Consider the following 18,982-nt stretch of genomic DNA (forward strand, 5'->3'; position numbering starts at 1 on the left):
TATGTCTTACCAGAATCCAAGTTAGGCCGTGCTCTCAAATACAGTTTGGATTATGAGTCCACATTCAAAACTGTACTAGAGGATGGACGTCTCGTTCTATCCAATAATTTGGCAGAAAGAGCAATCAAATCCTTAGTAATGGGACGCAAGAATTGGTTGTTCTCCCAGAGTTTAGGGGGAGCAGAGTCTAGTGCGATTATTATGACTCTAATTGAGACAGCCAAACTCCACCAAGTGGACAGTGAAAAATATATAGTTTTCCTACTAGAACATTTACCAAACGAGGAGACTCTCGAAAAAAAGGAGGTTCTAGAGGCTTATTTACCATGGGCAAAACAAATACAAGAGCATTGTCGTTAAAGAAACCTCCAAGATTCAAAGCAAGCTGCTTACAATCTTGGAGGTTTTTTGATGTACCCTGTTATTGGGCGCTTACTATTTTTCTTCTCTGAAAATTTGACAAATGTAGGGAATAGGAGTAGAGTAATGGGGTAACAAAAAATAAAAGGAGAATTCGAAATGAATTTATCAATTTTGGCTCTTGGTTTAGCCGTAATGGGTGTAAGTATTGGTGAAGGATTGCTGGTTTCTAGCTTCCTACGTTCTGCAGCTCGCCAACCTGAACTTTACAACAAGTTGCAAACCAGCATGTTGATGGGGATTGCCTTTATCGAGGGTACCTTCTTCGTTCTACTTGCAATGGCCTTCATCTTGTAAGCTTGCCCATTTAGAAAAGAGGTGAGAGACCCGTGGAATCCCATTCACCAACGATTGCAATCGGACCGATTGTCTTTGATCTAACTCTGTTGGCCATGTCTCTCTTGACGGTAGCGTTGGTATTTGGCTTTGTGTATTGGCTTAGTCGGGACTTACAGGTCCGGCCCAACCGCAAGCAAAGTGCCTTAGAGGCCTTGATTGAGTTTGTAACCGGAGTGATCCAGAACAACCTCGGTGCCTCCAATGTTCGGAGCTACCTCCCCATTTTCTTTAGTCTTTTCTTATTCCTCTTGGTTGCGAACTCTATTGGACTAGCGACCAAAATTGAAACCCCATCCCCAGAACACTATAACTTGTGGACTTCGCCAACAGCCAATCTGGCCTATGATTTGAGCTTGTCCTTCTTGGTGACCGTGTTTATTCAGGTTGAGGGGATTCGCCGTCAAGGATTTAAGAATTATTTCCGTGCCTTTGCCACACCAGTGGCGATGACGCCGATGAATATCCTTGAGGAGATTACGAATTTTCTTTCGCTAGCACTTCGGTTATACGGAAATATCTTTTCCGGTGAAGTCATTGTATCGCTTTTGACACAACTGATTGCTACCTATTTGATTGCCTTTCCGTTTGCCTTTGGTTTAAATATGGCATGGACCGCCTTCTCGATTTTTATTTCAGGAATGCAGGCCTTCGTCTTTACCATGTTGTCTTCGAACTATCTAGGGAAGAAAATTAATACAGAGGAAGTCTAAGAAAGGAGAAAGAAGTGGAAATTACGTTAGGACAGTTAATTGGGAATTTTATTCTAGTAACTGGCTCTTTTATTGCGGTTCTCCTACTTATTAAAAAATATGTTTGGAATCGTCTTGAAACAGTTCTAGATGAGCGTTCTGAAAAGGTTAGTTCAGATATTGATCGTGCAGAAGTCGCAAAAGATCAAGCGGAAGCTTTGTTGAAAGAACGCCAACAGCAGTTATCCGGGACCAAGGAAGAGGCGGCAGCTATTTTGACTACTGCCAAGGAAAATGCTGAACATCAAAAAAATCAAGTCTTGGCAGAAACCAAGGCGCAAGTTGAGCGTCTAAAAGAAAATGCAGGCCAAGAGATTGAACAAGAAAAAGCGGCAGCTCTAGCCAGTATTAAGGAAGAGGTCGCTAATCTAACAGTTGACTTAACTTCGAAAATTTTGAGTAAAGAGTTGACTCCAGAAGTTCATTCGGAATTGATTGATCAGTACATTAAACAATTAGGAGAAAGCTAATGGACAAGAAAGAAATGCTACTGGTTGATAGTTATGCAGCTCCCTTTGTTCAATTAGTGATTGAAAAAAACCAGAGCCAGCTGGTGTTTCCGATTATGGATCAGGTTTTGGATCTTGTGGCAGAAACACAACTGACTGGTTTTTTAAACAATATTGCAGTTCCTAAAGACAAGAAAGCAGAAATTCTTCAGTCGTTTTTACCAACTGGATCTGAACTTGTAGATCATTTATTTAAAGTTTTGATTCAGAACCAACGGGAAGAGTTGTTAGAAGCTATTTTAAAAGAGAGCTTGAGCCGACTAGAAGTGGAGACCAATATGTTTGAGGTGATCCTAGAGTCGGCCTATGCTTTATCAGAGGAGCAACTAGCAGCATTGCTACCACTTGTTCAGGAAAAAATGAAGATTGGTGTGCGAACAGTAAGGCAAGTGATTGACCAAGACCTCATTGGTGGGTTTGTGATCACAGCCAACCATAAGCGAATTGATGCAAGCATTCGTAACCAATTACAGACAGTGAAAGAAAAAATGAAATAGAAAGTGGTGTGAGCGTTGGCGATTCAAGCACAAGAAATTAGCGCTTTAATTAAGCAACAAATCGACAATTTTCAACCAGATTTTGATGTGACCGAAACAGGAATTGTAACCTACATCGGTGACGGAATTGCACGTGCCCATGGTCTGAACCAGGCTATGAGTGGTGAATTGCTCATCTTTGAGAACGGTTCCTATGGAATGGCTCAAAACCTGGAAACCAAAGATGTCGGTATTATTATCCTCGGTGAATTCACCGATATTCGCGAAGGAGACACCGTCCGTCGAACTGGCAAAATCATGGAAGTTCCTGTTGGGGAAGCCCTGATTGGACGAGTTGTGGATCCTTTGGGCCGTCCGATTGATGGGCTGGGGCCAATCGAAACAACTGGAACTCGGCCAGTCGAAGCACCTGCACCAGGTGTTATGGAACGGAAATCTGTTTCAGAACCATTACAAACAGGTTTGAAGGCGATTGATGCCCTGGTTCCAATTGGCCGTGGTCAGCGGGAATTGGTTATCGGAGACCGTCAAACCGGTAAAACAACCATTGCCATCGATGCGATCTTGAACCAAAAAGGTCAAGATATGATCTGTATCTATGTGGCGATTGGGCAGAAAGAATCAACTGTGCGGACCCAGGTTGAGACCTTGCGGAAACATGGGGCCTTGGATTATACGATCGTTGTTTCTGCATCGGCGTCACAACCATCTCCCCTGCTCTTCTTGGCCCCTTATTCAGGTGTGGCCATGGCAGAGGAATTTATGTACCAGGGCAAACATGTCTTGATTGTTTATGATGACTTGTCCAAACAAGCGGTTGCCTATCGGGAACTATCCCTCTTGCTTCGTCGTCCACCAGGACGTGAGGCCTTCCCTGGGGATGTTTTCTATCTTCATAGCCGTCTTTTGGAGCGGTCTGCTAAGGTTTCGGATGAATTGGGCGGAGGCTCTATTACAGCCCTTCCATTTATTGAAACCCAGGCTGGAGATATTTCCGCCTATATTGCGACCAACGTGATCTCCATTACTGATGGACAGATTTTCTTGGACGATTCGCTCTTTAACTCAGGTGTTCGCCCAGCCATTGATGCGGGTTCATCTGTTTCACGGGTTGGTGGTTCAGCACAGATTAAAGCTATGAAAAAAGTTGCCGGAACTCTCCGGATTGACTTGGCGGCTTATCGTGAACTAGAAGCCTTTACGAAATTTGGTAGTGATTTGGATGCGGCGACTCAGGCTCGTTTGAACCGTGGTCGTCGGACCATTGAGGTCTTGAAACAGCCCGTTCATCAACCGCTTCCAGTTGAAAAGCAGGTTGTCATTCTCTATGCTTTGACACACGGATTCTTGGATGATATTCCAGTCGATGATGTTCTTCGCTTTGAAGCAGAGCTTTATGACTACTTTGATGCTAAACATCCAGAAATTTTTGAAGGAATTCGAATGACCAAAGATCTTCCAAAAGAAGATGTCTTGGATGCAGCGATTCAAGAATTTAAGGGACAAGCAAATTTCAATTAAGAAAGAGGTAAGAGATGGCCGTTTCTTTAAATGAAATTAAGAACAAAATTGCATCAACTAAAAATACCAGTCAAATCACCAATGCCATGCAAATGGTGTCGGCAGCTAAGTTAGGCAAGTCTGAGCAGGCAGCTAAGGATTTCCAAGTCTATGCCAAACGGGTACGGCAGCTGTTAACAGACCTTTTGGATTCGGAGTTGGTAGCTGGTAGCAGCAATCCGATGTTGCTCAGCCGTCCGGTTAAAAAGACGGGTTATATTGTGATTACCTCTGATCGCGGTTTGGTCGGTGGTTACAACTCTACGGTTTTGAAAGCTGTGATGGATTTGATCAAGGAATACCACGAGGATCCAGAAAGCTATGCTATTATCTCTATCGGTGGTATGGGCACAGACTTTTTTAAAGCGCGTGGAATAGAGCCTATCTATGAACTCCGTGGTTTGGCGGACCAGCCAAGTTTTGATGAGGTTCAAAAAATCATCAACAAGGCTGTGGCTATGTATCAGGCGGAACTCTTTGATGAGTTGTACGTGTGCTACAATCATCACGTCAATTCCTTAACCAGTCAAATGCGGGTTGAGCAGATGTTACCCATTGTTGATTTGGACCCTAATGAAGCCGCAACAGGGTATGCTAAAGAATTTGATTTGGAACCTGGAAAAGAGGCACTCTTGAATCAGCTCTTGCCACAATATGCGGAAAGTATGATTTATGGGGCGATTATTGATGCTAAGACGGCTGAAAATGCAGCGGGTATGACAGCCATGCAGACTGCGACGGATAATGCCAAAAAGGTTATTTCTGAATTAACCATTCAATACAACCGGGCGCGGCAAGCAGCCATTACACAAGAAATTACAGAAATTGTTGCCGGGGCAAGTGCTCTTGAGTAACACTAGAAGAAAAGGAGAAAGACATGAGCACAGGTAAGATTGCTCAGGTAATTGGACCCGTTGTGGATGTAGTCTTTCCAACGGATGCACGATTACCAGAAATTAATAATGCCTTGGTGGTCTACAAGGATGGAGATCAAGCCGGTAAAATCGTTCTTGAAGTTGCTCTTGAATTGGGAGATGGAGTTGTACGCACCATCGCGATGGAATCAACAGACGGTTTGAAACGTGGTCAAGAAGTGTTGGATACAGGTCGACCAATTTCAGTTCCTGTCGGGAAAGAAACGCTTGGTCGTGTTTTCAATGTGCTTGGAGACACGATTGATTTGGATCAGCCTCTTGGGGAACACCTAGACCGTCAACCAATCCATAAAAAAGCTCCAAGTTTTGATGAATTATCCACTTCGACTGAAATCTTGGAAACAGGAATCAAGGTTATCGATCTCTTGGCTCCCTATCTAAAAGGGGGAAAAGTCGGACTCTTTGGTGGTGCCGGAGTTGGAAAGACCGTTTTGATTCAGGAGCTTATCCATAACATCGCCCAAGAGCATGGCGGAATCTCCGTCTTTACGGGTGTTGGAGAGCGGACCCGTGAAGGAAATGACCTTTATTGGGAAATGAAAGAATCAGGCGTTATTGAAAAGACTGCCATGGTCTTTGGACAAATGAATGAGCCACCAGGAGCACGGATGCGGGTTGCTCTGACTGGTTTGACCATTGCGGAATATTTCCGTGATGTTGAAGGACAAGACGTCTTGCTCTTTATCGATAATATCTTCCGCTTTACCCAAGCGGGATCGGAAGTATCCGCCCTGCTTGGACGGATGCCATCGGCCGTAGGTTACCAACCAACCTTGGCAACAGAGATGGGACAATTGCAAGAACGGATTACTTCAACCAAAAAAGGTTCTGTTACATCGATTCAAGCCATCTATGTCCCAGCGGATGACTACACCGATCCGGCGCCTGCGACAGCCTTTGCCCACTTGGATTCTACCACCAACCTGGAACGGAAATTGGTGCAATTGGGAATTTACCCAGCCGTGGATCCATTAGCATCTAGCTCTCGTGCCTTGGCTCCCGAAATTGTCGGTCAAGAACACTATGAAGTGGCTTCTGAGGTCAAGCGTGTTCTTCAGCGCTACAATGAATTGCAGGACATCATTGCAATCCTCGGAATGGATGAATTGTCTGATGAAGAAAAAACATTGGTTGCGCGTGCACGAAGAGTTCAATTCTTCCTTTCACAAAACTTTAACGTAGCCGAGCAGTTTACAGGCCAACCAGGATCTTATGTGCCAGTTGCGGAAACCGTCCGTGGCTTTAAAGATATCCTGGATGGAAAATATGACCATCTTCCAGAAGATGCCTTCCGAGGTGTCGGATCCATTGAAGATGTCATTGCTAAGGCAGAAAAAATGAACTTTTAGAGGTGATTTATGGGCCAGATGACTGTGCAAATTGTAACTCCCCATGGCATGATTTATCAACACCATGCTCAATTTGTCATGGCTCGCACCACCGAAGGGGAACTGGGAATCCTTCCAGGTCATACCAATCTATTGGCCGTTTTGGCGGTGGATGAACTAAAGGTTCGCCGAGTTGATGATGAAGACCATGTTGACTGGGTTGCGGTGAATGGTGGAGTGATCGAAGTAGCTGATGATACCATCACGATTATTGCCGATTCTGCGGAACGGGCACGTGATATTGATGTCAGTCGGGCAGAAAGAGCTAAGAAGCGGGCAGAAGTCGCTTTGGAACAAGCCCTTTCAGAACACTCCATTGACCAGGAACAACGGGCACGGATTGCCTTGCAACGTGCCATTAACCGAATTAATGTGGGAAGTAAATAAAGCGAAAAACAAGGTCCAATTGTGGCCTTGTTTTTCGCTTTAGCAGGACTGTGTTACAATAGAAGTATGAATAATCAATTAGTAGTCGTCGCTAGCCATTTATGTTTCATTTACCTAACGCATCGCCTATTGGGGGAGTTGGTGGCCTGGGATAAATGGCTGCGCATAACACCAGAAAATACACGCAAGGCCCAAGTGCTCCATCTGCTTCTCAGCATTGCTCTCGGTTTTTTAGTTTCCTCCTTTTTCCTAAGTCTAGTTTCACTAAGCCAGAGCCTGCGGACCTTGGTGGAGTAGCTGTGGGCAAGCCCTGCTTAGTGTGGTAAAGAGTAGTCCCTGTAAGTTCAGATATTCTCGAATCTTCTAGTTTATTCACTTCCTACACACAATAGGGCACCTCTAAAAACCCCAGTTTTTCTTCAAATTGAATCACTCAAACCTTGATAAATCAACATTTAGATTTTCAGAAATTTAGTTTTTAGAGGTGCCCAATAGTCATCCTTTGTCTTTTTAGTAAAACAATGACAAGTTTTTGAAATATTGGAGTGGGCAGAATATGCTACAATGGATTCAAATTTAATGGAAAGGTTCCATTGATTTTCTAACACAGACCGCTTCGAATTCGAGGCGGTTTTTTGTTTTCCAGGGGCATAAGGTGGAAGTTTTTGTAGCTTTTTGGAGAAAGTAGCGGGAGATTCTAGTCTTATAAAGCCTTATTTTACAAGGCTTGTTGCTTATCTGTTCTTATTTTTAATGGTTCATGATAAAATAAAAGCAAAATGAATTTTTGGAGCAGAGAAAAATGGATCAAATTGTTATAAAAGGTGGAAATAATCGCTTAAGCGGTCGGGTTAAAATTGAGGGAGCTAAGAATGCTGTGTTACCCCTGCTAGCAGCTACGATTTTGGCCTCTGAAGGGAAAACCATTTTAACCAATGTGCCTATCCTATCCGATGTCTTTACGATGAACCAGGTTATAGCAGGATTGGATATTGCGGTTGATTTTGACCAGGCAGAGAAACAAGTGGTTGTTGATGCTCAAGGTCCGATTCTCAGTGAAGCCCCTTATGAATATGTCAGTCAAATGCGGGCATCGATTGTGGTATTGGGACCAATCTTGGCCCGTAATGGTTTTGCCAAGGTATCGATGCCAGGGGGATGTACGATTGGAAGTCGCCCAATTGACTTACACTTGAAAGGTTTGGAGGCCATGGGAGCTGAAATCCATCAAGAAGCGGGCTATATTGAGGTACGAGCGCCAAAATTAAAAGGCGCGACCATTTACCTGGATTTCCCAAGTGTGGGAGCGACTCAGAATATTCTGATGGCAGCCACCTTGGCGGATGGGGTTACCACGATTGAAAATGCTGCGCGGGAGCCAGAGATTGTTGATTTGGCCTTGCTTTTGAATGCCATGGGGGCCGATGTCCGCGGGGCTGGTACTGAAACCTTGGTTATTCATGGAGTCGAGTCCTTGCATGGAGCAGAACATGCGGTTGTCCAGGATCGGATTGAAGCGGGAACTTTTATGGTTGCGGCGGCTATGACCGGTGGTGATGTTTTGATTGAGGATGCAATCTGGGAACACAATCGTCCGCTCTTGGCGAAAATGCAAGAAATGGGTGTTGAAGTTACCGAAGAAGCTGGTGGGATTCGGATTCAATCAGATGCGAGTCGGTTGAAACCTGTGACGGTTAAGACCCAGCCACATCCTGGTTTTCCAACGGATATGCAGGCGCAGTTTACAGCTTTGATGACGGTGGCAGCAGGGGAATCAACCATGATTGAGACCGTTTTTGAAAATCGTTTTCAACATTTGGAAGAGATGCGTCGGATGAATCTGCATTCGGATATCCTGCGGGATACAGCGATTATTTATGGGGGTCAAACCTTGCAAGGGGCGGAAGTCATGTCAACTGACTTGCGGGCCAGTGCTGCTTTGATTTTAGCGGGTCTGGTCGCAGAAGGAGAAACTCGGGTTGGCAAACTTAGCCATCTGGATCGGGGCTATTATGAATTTGATCGGAAGTTGGCTACCTTGGGAGCTAATATTCAGCGAGTAGGAGCGTCAAATGGAAAGTAATTGGTCTTATTTTCGGAAACAGTGGTTGATGATTTTAGGTTTCCTTTTAATGACCTTCTTCCTATTTTTCTTGGGTTTGCTTTTTGGTTACTCTGTCTTGGGAGAAGGAAAACAGCCTCTTGATATTTTGTCACCAACGACTTGGAAAGAACTAATGGATAAATTGCATTAAGGATGGAAGATGGCTCGAAAAAAACAAAAACAAACGGTTAGCGCCTTGGGGCTTGTCGTGAGCTTGGGGCTAGCCCTGGCTAGTTACTATGTCTCTGATCAACCGACGGGGCAGCCAGCTACTGTGCAGAAAAGTACCCAAAGCTCGCAAGAAGCTCCTAGCCGAGCCTTGGCAGAATCTGTATTAACCGATTCTGTCCGGTCACAAATCAAGGGAGAGCTCACTTGGAATGGAGCGGGTTCCTTTGAAGTGAATGGCAATCAAACAGATTTAAATGCCAAGGTCGCCAGCCAACCCTATGCGACCAATGAGACCAAAGAAGTTGCGGGTGAAGTTGTGCCAACTTTGGCTAATGCCTTATTAGCCAAGTCAACCCGACAGTACAAAAATCGGGAAGAAACGGGCAATGGCTCCACGTCTTGGACCCCAGCAGGCTGGCACCAGTTGCGTCTGGAAGGTCCCTATAATCATGCAGTGGACCGGGGGCACCTGCTAGGCTATGCCTTGGTTGGGGGCTTGAAAGGTTACGATGCCTCAACTAGTAATCCAGCTAACATTGCGGTGCAGACAGCTTGGGCCAACCAGTCCAATTCTGATCAGGGACGGGGGCAAAATTACTACGAAACACAGGTACGCAAGGCCCTAGATAAAAACAAACGGGTCCGTTACCGGGTGGAAGTTATCTACAATAACCAGTGGGACTTGGTTCCTTCGGGTTCTCACCTGGAGGCTAAATCAAGTGATGGCAGTTTGGAATTTAATGTCTTTATTCCCAATGTCCAAGAAGGAATTTCTGTTAATTATCAAACGGGCCAGGTGACAAAAAACTAGAGTGAGCAGCTTCTGTCTGAGCAGGCAAGCTGCTGGAAATTGGCTTGTCAAAGGGCACCATTTTTGATAGACTAATATTTAAAGAGAGTCAAAAATAGTCTAGGAAACAAAGCCGATGATAGGACCCAGACTATTTTCAATCTAGCACCACTATTCAAACTATTTTGAATGCAAACGAGGTAGCGAGAGGCAGGCATCAGGACAGTTTGGCCAGTCTAAGCTAAGAACGTGTATAGAAAAATAGCAAGAGTAGAAGGTTGTAATTGAATACTTGTTCGCAGGACTAGTAAGCAAGGGAAAGCTGTACAGGGAGGGAGACCGTGACTGAGAGTCTGCCCAGGGGAAGCTTGTTGAATTCACCTGCAAAAGAACAAATGAACTAAGGTCCCGAAAGGGATAAAAGACGGATGGTACCGCGTGTCAACGCTCCGATTTTGTGGGCTTGCACGCGCTTTTTTTATGGAGGAAAAATGGAAACAATTGAAGAAAAGCTATCCAAACTGGTATCGGATACCCTAGCCAGTTTGAATGATATCAATAGTGATCTAGACAAGGAATTAGAAGACCTACGGGTCTCGGTTATGGGGAAAAAAGGCTCGCTCACGGAGATCCTTAAAGGAATGAAGGATTTGTCTGCAGAGATGCGGCCAGTAGTTGGTAAACACGTGAATGAAGCACGGGATGTTTTGACCCAAGCCTTTGACCAGGCAGCCAAAGATTTGGAGGCTGACCGTATTGCCAAGCAGTTAGCAGCAGAGAGCATTGATGTAACCTTGCCAGGTCGTCCAGTTAAACGGGGGCAAGCTCATATCCTGACGCAAACTAGTCAGGAAATTGAAGACATTTTCTTGGGCATGGGTTACCAAATTGTGGATGGTTTTGAAGTGGAGTCAGACCATTATAATTTCGAACGTATGAACCTGCCTAAGGATCACCCGGCGCGTGATATGCAGGATACCTTCTATATTACAGAAGAAGTTCTTTTGCGGACCCATACCAGCCCAGTCCAAGCTCGGACTATGGAAAAACATGATTTCAGCCAAGGACCTTTGAAAATGATCTCGCCAGGACGGGTTTACCGTCGGGATACCGATGATGCAACCCACAGCCATCAATTCCATCAAATTGAAGGTTTGGTTGTTGGCCAAGGTATCTCAATGGCTGATTTGAAAGGAACTTTGGAATTGATCCTGCAAAAGATGTTTGGTCAAGATCGTAAAATCCGCCTTCGTCCATCTTATTTCCCATTTACGGAGCCCTCAGTCGAAGTGGATGTTTCCTGCTTTAAGTGTGGCGGCCAAGGATGTAATGTCTGCAAGCAGACTGGTTGGATTGAGATTTTAGGAGCTGGTATGGTGCATCCTCAAGTCCTTGAAATGAGTGGCATTGATTCCAGTCAGTATTCCGGTTTTGCCTTCGGTTTGGGTCAAGAACGGATTGCCATGTTGCGGTACGGTATCAATGATATCCGTGGTTTCTATTTAGGCGACCAACGTTTCTCAGAACAATTCAAATAAGGAGTCTCGCGTGTTAGTAAGTTATAAATGGTTAAAAGAATTAGTGGACTTGGATGCTCCCGTGGCTGAACTGGCCGAAAAAATGTCGACAACAGGAATCGAGGTTGAGGGAGTAACCAGCCCTGCAGATGGTCTGTCAAAAATTGTCGTCGGTCATGTTCTTTCAGAAGAGGCTGTACCGGAGACCCACCTCCATCTCTGCCAGGTGGATGTCGGTGAAGCAGAAGCCCGGCAAATTGTCTGCGGTGCACCAAATATTGCGGCTGGACAAAAAGTTATTGTTGCCCTTCCTGGTGCCCGGATTGCGGATAACTATAAAATTAAAAAAGGGAAGATTCGTGGCATGGAATCCTTGGGAATGATTTGTTCCTTGGGCGAATTAGGACTGTCAGAGTCCATTATTCCCAAAGAGTATGCAGAAGGGATCCAGGTGCTTCCAGACGAGGCAGTACCAGGCCAAGTAGTTTTCCCTTACCTCGATATGGATGATCAAATCATTGAATTGTCCATTACCCCTAACCGGGCAGATGCTTTATCCATGCGCGGTGTAGCTTATGAAGTCGCAGCTATTTACGATCGTGCTCTAACCTTGAAACCGGTTAGTCTAGAGGAAAGCAGTAAATCGGCTGCTGATTTGTTAGAAGTCGCGATCGAGACAGACAAGGCTTCCACCTATCATGCCCGTGTGTTGGAAAATGTTCAAGTTGGGCCAAGTCCGCAGTGGTTACAAAATCGTTTGATGAATGCGGGTATTCGACCGATTAATAATGTTGTCGACGTGACCAACTTGGTTCTTTTGGAGTATGGTCAGCCCCTACACGCTTTTGACTTGGATACCTTCAAGGATTGCAAAATTGTTGTCCGTGAGGCGCGTGCCGGAGAGAAGCTTCGGACCCTTGATGGTTTAGACCGCGATTTGGAAGTGACTGATTTGGTGATTACAGTTGCGGACGAGCCAGTGGCTCTAGCTGGCGTGATGGGTGGAGAAGACACTGAAATCAGTAGCCAATCCAAACGGGTTGTTCTGGAAGCAGCTGTTTTTGATGGGACTGCCATTCGGAAAACCAGTGGCCGTCTCAACTTGCGGAGTGAGGCATCGGCCCGTTTTGAAAAGGGAATCAATGTTGCGACTGTTGCGGAAGCCTTGGATTATGCTGCGAGTCTCTTGGTGGATCTAGCTGGGGCAGAAGTTTTGGCTGGTCAGGTGCAGGCTGGTGAAGTAGACACAGAGCCAGTAACCGTTGCAACGGATTTGGCTACTGTGAATCGTGTTCTAGGAACAGATTTGGATTATGCTGCAATCGAAGACATCTTCCGCCGACTTGATTTTGGCTTGACGGGCAATGCTGAGGCCTTCCAAGTGTTCGTACCAAAACGTCGCTGGGATATCCAGATTCCGGCTGATTTAAACGAAGAAATTGCACGGATTTATGGTTATGACCGCTTACCATCTTCGCTACCGGGTGGCCAGGGAACTGCTGGTGAACTAACCAAGATGCAGGCTCTGCGTCGGAAGATCCAGGCAACTATGGAAGGTGCTGGCTTGACCGAGGTAATCGCCTACACCTTAACAACTAGCGAAAAAGCCAACTTGTTTAATCAGAATCCGACTCCTTTGATCGAACTGATGTGGCCCATGAGTGTGGAACGTAGCGTGCTGCGTCAAAGTATGGTCTCTGGACTTTTGGAAACCCTCCAATACAACCAGGCCCGTCGACAATTCAACCTAGCCTTCTATGAGATTGGCAAAATCTTCAAGCAGGTTGAAGGAAGTCAGCTTCCTCAGGAAGATACGGTTCTTGCTTTGGCTTTGACTGGCTCCTTGCTTGAAAAAGATTTCCAAACCCAGGCTCAACCTGTCGATTTCTTTACCCTCAAGGGAATGTTGGAAGTGCTCTTTGATCGTTTAGGTTTGGAAGTTAGCTATGTAGCCGTTGCGGATCTCCCAGGTAGCCATCCAGGTCGGACTGCTATGTTACAAGTAGAGGGTCAGACGCTTGGCTTTATTGGTCAAGTTCATCCTGCTCTAGCCAAGGACTATGATTTGAAGGAAGTTTATGTAGCTGAGGTCAACCTGTCGCTCCTTGAGGGACTCTTGCCTGAGCAGGCTGTTTTCCAGGAGATTAGTAAATTCCCAGCCGTATCACGGGATATCGCCCTTTTGGTTCAAGAAGATGTTCAACATCAAGCGATTCTCGATGTTCTTTCTTCTTTAAAACTAAAACACTTGCAAGCAATTCGCCTCTTCGATGTTTATCAAGGTTTGCCTTTGAGTGACAATCAGAAATCGATGGCCTACAACCTCACCTTCCAAAATGCGGATGCAACCTTGGAAGATGAAGAAATTGTCCGTTACATGGAGAAAATTCAAAAGGCCTTAGAGTCTGAGCTTGGGGCTGAAATTCGTTAATCGAAAAAAATGGTTTATTCGGTGGTTTTTTTAGGCAATTTTAATGGCACCTTCCCTGCTTTATGGTATAGTGGGAAAGGGGGCAAATGGCTTGAAAACCACCCCTAATATAATTAAAGGAAATACTTATGAGCTTTGGTAAAAAACTACTGAGCGTCTCTATCTTAGGGATGACAGCTCTGTCTTTATCAGCCTGTGCTGCATGGATTGATAAGGGCGAATCCATTACCGCTGTAGGATCGACAGCCTTGCAACCTCTGGTCGAGGCCGCATCCGATGAGTTCTCCGCTCAACACCTCGGCAAAACAATCAATGTCCAAGGTGGTGGTTCAGGAACAGGCCTATCCCAAGTTCAATCCGGTGCCGTCCAAATCGGCAATAGTGATGTATTTGCGGAAGAAAAAGATGGGATCAAGGCGGATCAACTAACCGACCACCAAGTGGCGGTAGCTGGCCTAGCCGTGATTGCCAACAAGGAAGTTAGCCTTGAGAACTTGACCCTGGATCAATTGCGGGATATCTTTGCAGGGAAAATCACAAACTGGAAAGAGGTGGGAGGTCCGAACTTGGACGTAACCATCATCAACCGTGCAGTTGGTTCTGGTTCCCGGTCAACCTTTGATAAGGTGGTTATGGACGGGATGAGTGCGAAAAAGAGCCAGGAGCAGGATTCCAACGGGATGGTTAAATCCATCGTATCGCAAACTCCAGGAGCCATTTCCTATCTAGCCTTCTCTTATGTGGATGATTCTGTCAAAAAAATCAACCTAGATGGCGCAGCTCCGACTGCTGAAAACGTAGCTACCAATAAATGGCCGATTTGGTCTTATGAGCATATGTACACCAAAAAAGACAAGGATGACCTGACCCAGGAGTTTTTGGAATATATGGTTTCAGAAGAAGTCCAAAAAGGCATTGTCCGTAACATGGGCTACATTCCAATCAATGAAATGGAAGTTGTGAAGGATGCGGCTGGCAAGGTAACCGTCAAAAGCCAAAGTCAAGATAGTGAGGGAGAAGACAAGTGAAACAATCCGAATTAGAAAAAAAACTACTGTCCCCTTCTAAAAATTCGAAATTAGAGAAGTTTGGTAAAACCATCACCTTCATGTGTTTGTCGCTGATTGTGTTGGTGGTCGCCATGATCTTGATTTTCGTGGCCCAAAAAGGTTTGTCCACCTTCTTTGTGGATGGGATTAATCCGATTTCTTTCTTAACAGGAACTGAATGGCAACCAAGTGTCAAAGATGCCAATGGTCAACCTTATATGGGAGCCCTACCGATGATTACCGGTTCCTTTATCGTAACTATCCTATCAGCTCTTCTGGCAACACCTTTTGCAATTGGAGCAGCCATCTTTATGACCGAAATCTCTCCTAAATACGGAGCTAAGATCCTCCAACCAGCCATTGAATTGTTGGTCGGAATTCCCTCTGTTGTTTATGGATTTATTGGTTTGCAGGTCGTTGTTCCCTTTGTCCGCGGTCTAGCGGGTGGAACAGGTTTCGGGATCCTATCCGGGGTGTTCGTTCTTTTCGTAATGATCTTGCCAACGGTTACCTTTATGACCGTGGATAGCTTGAAGGCTGTTCCGCGTCACTACAAGGAAGCCAGTCTGGCTATGGGAGCAACCCGTTGGCAAACAATCTGGCGTGTGGTTCTAAATGCAGCGCGTCCAGGTATCTTCACGGCTATTGTCTTTGGAATGGCCCGGGCTTTCGGGGAAGCTTTGGCGATTCAGATGGTTGTCGGAAACTCTGCAGTCCTGCCGACATCCTTGACAACACCAGCTTCCACATTGACCTCTGTTTTGACTATGGGAATCGGAAATACCATTATGGGAACGGTTCAAAATAATGTCCTCTGGTCTCTAGCGCTCGTCTTGCTCATGATGAGCCTGGCCTTTAACTCCGTGATTAAATTGATTACAAGGGAAGGAAAGAGAAACTATGAACGCTAAAAAAATGAACAAGGTGGCGACCATTGTTCTCTATACCATTGCAGGGATTATCGTCACCATTCTGACTTCCCTTCTCTTGTTTATCCTAGTTCGTGGGTTGCCGCATGTGAACTGGCATTTCCTCACAGCCCGGTCTTCTTCTTACCAAGCTGGAGGAGGGATTGGGATTCAACTCTTTAACTCCTTCTTCCTGCTGGTGATTACCTTGCTTATCTCGCTGCCACTTTCGACAGGAGCAGGTATTTACCTATCAGAGTATGCCAAGAAAGGTCCTGTCACGAACTTTATCCGGACCTGTATTGAGATCCTGTCTTCTTTACCATCCGTGGTTGTGGGTCTCTTTGGTTACTTGATCTTTGTTATTCAGTTCCAATATGGCTTCTCTATCATTTCTGGTGCCTTGGCCTTGACAGTCTTTAACTTGCCGATGATGACTCGAAATGTTGAGGACAGTCTGCGGACGGTTCACCATACGCAGCGGGAGGCTGGTTTAGCTCTTGGTCTATCTCGTTGGGAGACCGTGGTCCATGTGGTAATCCCTGAGGCCCTCCCAGGAATTGTAACCGGTATTGTCTTGGCATCTGGTCGGATCTTCGGGGAGGCGGCAGCACTCATTTATACTGCCGGGCAATCAGCACCAGCGCTTGATTGGTCAAACTGGAACATTTTAGATGTTACCAGCCCGATTTCGATTTTCCGCCAAGCGGAAACCTTGGCTGTCCATATTTGGAAGGTTAATAGTGAGGGAACGATTCCGGACGCCATGCAGGTTTCGGCAGGAAGTGCCGCTGTGCTTCTGGTCTTTATCTTGATTTTTAACCTAGGTGCGCGTTATCTTGGTAAAAAATTGCATCAGAAGATGACATCTGCATCCTAAGGAGGTTTAAGGAAAAATGACAACATACAATTGGGATGAAAAACACATCATTCGCTTCCCAGAAAAAAACGTTGCCCTTGAGACCAAGGACCTTCATGTCTACTATGGTCAGAATGAGTCCATCAAGGGAATTGATATGCAGTTTGAAAAGAACAAAATCACTGCCTTGATTGGTCCGTCTGGATCAGGGAAGTCGACCTACTTGCGAAGCTTGAATCGGATGAATGATACTATTGATATTGCACGTGTTACGGGAGAGATTCTCTATGAGGGAGTCGATGTGAACCGCCCGGACATCAATGTCTATGAAATGCGTAAGCACATTGGCATGGTGTTCCAACGTCCAAACCCCTTCGCCAAATCGATTTATCGGAACATTACCTTTGCTCATGAACGGGCTGGGGTCAAGGATAAAAAGGTCTTGGATGAAATTGTCGAGACCTCCCTCAAGCAAGCGGCTCTTTGGGATCAAGTTAAAGATGATTTGCATAAATCAGCCTTTACCTTGTCTGGTGGACAACAACAGCGGCTCTGTATTGCACGTGCAATCTCTGTAAAACCAGATATTCTCTTGATGGATGAGCCAGCCTCTGCCTTGGACCCAATTGCTACCATGCAGTTGGAAGAAACCATGTTGGAGTTGAAGAAGAACTACACCATTATCATCGTAACCCACAACATGCAACAAGCAGCTCGGGCGAGCGATTATACAGCCTTCTTCTATCTGGGCGATCTAATCGAGTATGATGAAACAATCAAAATCTTTCAAAATGCCAAGTTACAATCCACTAGCGATTATGTATCAGGACGTTTTGGTTAGGAGGAAGTCATGACAGAACCTATTTTAAGTGTGAAGGACTTATCCGTTTATTATGGAAAAAAGAAAGCCCTCAACAGTGTTTCATTGGACTTTTATCCTAAGGAAATTACTGCCCTCATTGGACCGTCGGGCTCCGGAAAATCAACCTTGCTACGGTCGATTAACCGCATGAACGATTTGAATCCTGAAGCCAGCCTGACAGGCTCGATTGTCTACGATGGACACGAGGTCTACAGCCCACGCCGGGATACAGTTGAGTTGCGTAAGGAAATCGGGATGGTTTTCCAGCAACCCAATCCTTTCCCAATGACCATTTATGAAAATGTGGTCTATGGACTACGGATCAAGGGCATTAAGGACAAACAAGTGCTGGATGAGGCCGTAGAGACCTCCCTCAAGGGGGCCTCTATCTGGGAAGAAGTGAAGGACCGCTTGCACGACTCCGCCCTCGGCTTGTCCGGTGGACAACAACAGCGGGTTTGTGTCGCACGGGTATTGGCAACCAGTCCTAAGATTATCTTGCTTGACGAGCCAACCTCAGCCCTAGACCCGATTTCTTCTGGTAAAATTGAAGATACTCTCTATGGCTTGAAAGATCAATACACGTTGCTGTTGGTAACCCGTTCCATGCAACAGGCTTCGCGGATTTCTGATCGCACAGCCTTCTTCTTGGACGGTAACTGCTTGGAGTACAGTTCGACCAAGGATATGTTCTTGAATCCTCAAAACAAGGAAACAGAAGACTACATTACAGGTAAATTTGGATAGGAGTTCATATGTTACGTGCACAATTTGAAAAAGAATTAGAAAAACTACACAATCAGTTTTATGCGATGGGAACCGAAGTTCTATCTCAGATTAACCGCACTGTTCGTGCCTTTGTCACTCACGACCGTGAATTGGCACGTGCTGTTATTGAAGAAGATGCAGATGTCAATAAATATGAAGTCAAGTTGGAAGAAAAATCACTTGAGATTATTGCCCTCCAACAACCGGTTTCACACGATTTGCGGACAGTTATCACCATCCTTAAAGCTTCAAGTGATATTGAACGGATGGGAGACCATGCGGTATCGATTGCCCAAGCAACCATTCGAATGAAGGGTGAAGTTCGGATTGAGTCTGTTGAACAAGAAATCAACAAAATGGGTAAAAAGGTTAAAGAATTTGTGGAAGCAACTCTTGACCTCTACCTCAAAGGAGATGTTGATTCAGCTTATCAAGTTGCAGCTATGGATGAAGAAATTAATAATTACTTCACAAAAATCCAAGACTTGGCAACTGAGGAAATCAAAAACAATCCGGAAGCCATCGTGGCAGGTCGGGACTATTTCCAAGTGATTAGCTATCTAGAACGGATTGGCGATTACGCGAAAAACGTTTGTGAGTGGGTTATTTACCTGGAAACAGGTGAAATTGTTGAATTGTAAAAGAAAAGGAGGCTGGGACAAAAGTCTAGCCTCTCTCTTTATGATTAGCAAAATACCTTTGACGCAGTAGTTGATTGGGTCTAACAGCATTGTATGCT

21 protein-coding genes are annotated in these 18,982 nt (G+C 45.3%); all 21 read left to right on the forward strand.

Going from position 1 to position 18,982, the window contains the following annotated elements; all coding sequences use genetic code 11:
• Positions 1–360 (forward strand): IS66 family transposase (locus E5983_RS04345; protein ID WP_160332692.1); only part of this gene is annotated, 360 nt, incomplete at its 5' end.
• A 159-nt stretch (positions 361–519) separates the two neighbouring features.
• Positions 520–717, forward strand: a complete 198-nt coding sequence (locus E5983_RS04350) for a F0F1 ATP synthase subunit C (protein ID WP_160332693.1) — start codon at positions 520–522, stop codon at positions 715–717.
• A 32-nt stretch (positions 718–749) separates the two neighbouring features.
• Positions 750–1,469 (forward strand): F0F1 ATP synthase subunit A, encoded by a 720-nt coding sequence (gene atpB, locus E5983_RS04355; protein ID WP_160332694.1) that lies wholly within the window; start codon positions 750–752, stop codon positions 1,467–1,469.
• 14 nt (positions 1,470–1,483) lie between these two features.
• Positions 1,484–1,978, forward strand: coding sequence for a F0F1 ATP synthase subunit B (atpF, locus tag E5983_RS04360; RefSeq protein ID WP_160332695.1), 495 nt, complete (start codon positions 1,484–1,486; stop codon positions 1,976–1,978).
• On the forward strand, positions 1,978–2,514 hold the full coding sequence (locus E5983_RS04365) for a F0F1 ATP synthase subunit delta (RefSeq protein ID WP_160332696.1): 537 nt from the start codon (positions 1,978–1,980) through the stop codon (positions 2,512–2,514). Before atpF ends, E5983_RS04365 begins: the two co-directional genes overlap by 1 nt.
• Positions 2,515–2,529: 15 nt before the next feature.
• Positions 2,530–4,035, forward strand: a complete 1,506-nt coding sequence (atpA, locus tag E5983_RS04370; RefSeq protein ID WP_160332697.1) for a F0F1 ATP synthase subunit alpha — start codon at positions 2,530–2,532, stop codon at positions 4,033–4,035.
• A gap of 14 nt (positions 4,036–4,049) precedes the next feature.
• A complete protein-coding gene (locus E5983_RS04375; RefSeq protein WP_160332698.1) occupies positions 4,050–4,928 on the forward strand; it encodes a F0F1 ATP synthase subunit gamma in 879 nt (292 codons plus the stop codon).
• Positions 4,929–4,951: 23 nt separating this feature from the next.
• Positions 4,952–6,358, forward strand: coding sequence for a F0F1 ATP synthase subunit beta (atpD, locus tag E5983_RS04380; protein ID WP_160332699.1), 1,407 nt, complete (start codon positions 4,952–4,954; stop codon positions 6,356–6,358).
• Positions 6,359–6,367: 9 nt separating this feature from the next.
• Complete coding sequence (locus E5983_RS04385) at positions 6,368–6,784, forward strand: F0F1 ATP synthase subunit epsilon (RefSeq protein WP_160332700.1); 417 nt, start codon at positions 6,368–6,370, stop codon at positions 6,782–6,784.
• Positions 6,785–6,850: 66 nt separating this feature from the next.
• Positions 6,851–7,081 carry a DUF1146 family protein gene (locus tag E5983_RS04390; protein ID WP_160332701.1) on the forward strand — a complete coding sequence of 77 codons (231 nt, stop codon included), beginning with the start codon at positions 6,851–6,853 and terminating at the stop codon, positions 7,079–7,081.
• A gap of 505 nt (positions 7,082–7,586) precedes the next feature.
• Positions 7,587–8,867, forward strand: a complete 1,281-nt coding sequence (murA, locus tag E5983_RS04395) for a UDP-N-acetylglucosamine 1-carboxyvinyltransferase (protein ID WP_160332702.1) — start codon at positions 7,587–7,589, stop codon at positions 8,865–8,867.
• Positions 8,857–9,039: a DNA-directed RNA polymerase subunit beta gene (locus tag E5983_RS04400; RefSeq protein ID WP_160332703.1), complete on the forward strand. Its 183-nt coding sequence runs from the start codon at positions 8,857–8,859 to the stop codon at positions 9,037–9,039. Before murA ends, E5983_RS04400 begins: the two co-directional genes overlap by 11 nt.
• Before the next feature lie 9 nt (positions 9,040–9,048).
• Positions 9,049–9,870: a DNA/RNA non-specific endonuclease gene (locus tag E5983_RS04405; RefSeq protein WP_160332704.1), complete on the forward strand. Its 822-nt coding sequence runs from the start codon at positions 9,049–9,051 to the stop codon at positions 9,868–9,870.
• A 470-nt stretch (positions 9,871–10,340) separates the two neighbouring features.
• Positions 10,341–11,387, forward strand: a complete 1,047-nt coding sequence (gene pheS / locus E5983_RS04410) for a phenylalanine--tRNA ligase subunit alpha (RefSeq protein ID WP_160332705.1) — start codon at positions 10,341–10,343, stop codon at positions 11,385–11,387.
• A gap of 10 nt (positions 11,388–11,397) precedes the next feature.
• Positions 11,398–13,797, forward strand: a complete 2,400-nt coding sequence (pheT, locus tag E5983_RS04415; protein ID WP_160332706.1) for a phenylalanine--tRNA ligase subunit beta — start codon at positions 11,398–11,400, stop codon at positions 13,795–13,797.
• Positions 13,798–13,925: 128 nt separating this feature from the next.
• Positions 13,926–14,825, forward strand: a complete 900-nt coding sequence (locus E5983_RS04420; protein ID WP_160332707.1) for a phosphate ABC transporter substrate-binding protein PstS family protein — start codon at positions 13,926–13,928, stop codon at positions 14,823–14,825.
• Positions 14,822–15,757 (forward strand): phosphate ABC transporter permease subunit PstC, encoded by a 936-nt coding sequence (gene pstC, locus E5983_RS04425; RefSeq protein ID WP_160332708.1) that lies wholly within the window; start codon positions 14,822–14,824, stop codon positions 15,755–15,757. The genes E5983_RS04420 and pstC overlap by 4 nt, the downstream gene beginning before the upstream one ends.
• Complete coding sequence (gene pstA / locus E5983_RS04430) at positions 15,747–16,634, forward strand: phosphate ABC transporter permease PstA (RefSeq protein ID WP_160332709.1); 888 nt, start codon at positions 15,747–15,749, stop codon at positions 16,632–16,634. The genes pstC and pstA overlap by 11 nt, the downstream gene beginning before the upstream one ends.
• Before the next feature lie 16 nt (positions 16,635–16,650).
• Positions 16,651–17,454 carry a phosphate ABC transporter ATP-binding protein PstB gene (gene pstB / locus E5983_RS04435; RefSeq protein WP_160332710.1) on the forward strand — a complete coding sequence of 268 codons (804 nt, stop codon included), beginning with the start codon at positions 16,651–16,653 and terminating at the stop codon, positions 17,452–17,454.
• Positions 17,455–17,463: 9 nt separating this feature from the next.
• Positions 17,464–18,222, forward strand: coding sequence for a phosphate ABC transporter ATP-binding protein PstB (pstB, locus tag E5983_RS04440; RefSeq protein WP_160332711.1), 759 nt, complete (start codon positions 17,464–17,466; stop codon positions 18,220–18,222).
• Between the two features lie 8 nt (positions 18,223–18,230).
• Entirely contained in the window at positions 18,231–18,884 is a 654-nt protein-coding gene (gene phoU, locus E5983_RS04445) for a phosphate signaling complex protein PhoU (RefSeq protein WP_160332712.1), read from the forward strand.
• Positions 18,885–18,982 lie beyond the last annotated feature (98 nt).

It is taken from the genome of Streptococcus danieliae, from assembly GCF_009767945.1.
Classification (GTDB): Bacteria; Bacillota; Bacilli; order Lactobacillales; family Streptococcaceae; genus Streptococcus; species Streptococcus danieliae.